This window comes from Testudinibacter crocodili (genome assembly GCF_006228025.1).
GTDB lineage: Bacteria > Pseudomonadota > Gammaproteobacteria > Enterobacterales > Pasteurellaceae > Chelonobacter.
The window spans coordinates 1-1,228 of sequence record NZ_VDHF01000130.1 but is presented as its reverse complement, the minus strand read 5'-3'; the positions used below and the strand labels follow the sequence as shown (position 1 = coordinate 1,228).

3 protein-coding genes are annotated in these 1,228 nt (G+C 38.1%); 1 reads left to right on the top strand and 2 read right to left on the bottom strand.

The window, feature by feature from the left end; translation table 11 throughout:
• The coding region (locus FHQ23_RS11625) for a transposase (protein WP_176552315.1) at window positions 1-107 on the top strand (107 nt) is incomplete at its 5' end.
• 122 nt (window positions 108-229) lie between these two features.
• Here the strand turns inward: FHQ23_RS11625 and cspD are convergent.
• Together cspD and FHQ23_RS11615 are read right to left on the bottom strand one after the other, a co-directional pair.
• On the bottom strand, window positions 230-457 hold the full coding sequence (gene cspD / locus FHQ23_RS11620; RefSeq protein ID WP_132966561.1) for a cold shock domain-containing protein CspD: 228 nt from the start codon (window positions 455-457) through the stop codon (window positions 230-232).
• Between the two features lie 295 nt (window positions 458-752).
• Complete coding sequence (locus FHQ23_RS11615) at window positions 753-1,019, bottom strand: DUF5339 domain-containing protein (protein ID WP_139614466.1); 267 nt, start codon at window positions 1,017-1,019, stop codon at window positions 753-755.
• Window positions 1,020-1,228: the final 209 nt, after the last annotated feature.

Below are 1,228 nucleotides of genomic sequence, written 5' to 3'. Positions count from 1 at the left end.
AATTATGGGGTAATGCATTGTGGTCTCCGTCTTACTTTGCAGGAAGTTGTGGTGCGCCGATTTCAATTATTCGCCAATATATCGAGCAACAACAAACACCTGATTAGTTAGCGTTAAAACGGCTTTGCCGTTTGTACCTTACATCTCCGCCCTAAAGGGCGAAGTTTTACGGTACATTTGATAAAAAACGGACTTTAAACAAATGTCCGTTTTCACTTTCTCACTCAAATTAAGATGTTAAACTTTGTTCCAGTGGTACCGGGATAATTTTGGTGGCATGTGAGCCTTTGTCACCGTGAATCGCCTCAAATTGTACTTTTTGACCGGCTTTCAAAGAGCGGTAGCCGTCCATCTCAATCACCGAATAGTGTGCGAAAATATCGTCAGAACTGCCCTCTTCTGCAATAAATCCAAAACCTTTAGCGTTGTTAAACCATTTTACTGTTCCTATCTGCATACCCGGACCTCACCTTGTTTTATTCTGCACCATACCTGTTGTTTATCATTAGTTTGATAAGCAACGCATTGATAATTCTTTAATAAATCGTCAAAATACGCAATCTTTAATCCCTTAAAATTAGCGGGAGATCACAAAATTAATGCAATGTTTTCATTTACTTGATAGATTTTAGCTTGAAAATGGAGTCTACCTTCATTTACAATCGACAAAGTGCGGTCAGCAGCCAAACAAAAACCACATGCTATTTTAAAACGGCATGTGGTTTTAAGGTTGTTATTCCAACACCTAACGGTTATTTAGGCAACGCAGCTTCCATTTGTTTCAAAGCATCAATACCTTGAGTACAGCTCTGCTCTTGCACTTCTTTTGGTAGTGAAGCAAGCTGTGTTTTGCTGGCTTCCAGTTGATCTTTCATGCCAGCCATTGCTGGATTTTGACCGCTCTTGGCAACAAATTGATCAATTTGCTCGAAATACTTAGTACATGATTCAGAAAGATCTGCAGCTTGTGCCCCCACTGCAAAAAGTGAAACACCGACTGCTAAAAAAATTTTTTTCATAATCTCTAACCTTATATCTAGGGTGTGATATAGGTCAACCTTTGTAAGATTGCCCCTGAATATTATTACCAAAGTAATAATGTTTTATTATACCACAAGTTTTGTTTTGTTTTGTTTTGTTTTGTTTTGTTTTGTTTTGTAAAGATGTGCTTTTTTCTCGCGTTTGGCTAGGGCTGTTGACCTTTGGTGTTTATAAATCAAGCAAAAAG

Excerpts from the sequence above, each read along its gene's own strand:
- cspD (WP_132966561.1), bottom strand. The coding sequence starts at position 457 with ATGCAGATAGGAACAGTAAAATGGTTTAACAACGCTAAAGGTTTTGGA.
- FHQ23_RS11615 (WP_139614466.1), bottom strand. The coding sequence starts at position 1,019 with ATGAAAAAAATTTTTTTAGCAGTCGGTGTTTCACTTTTTGCAGTGGGG.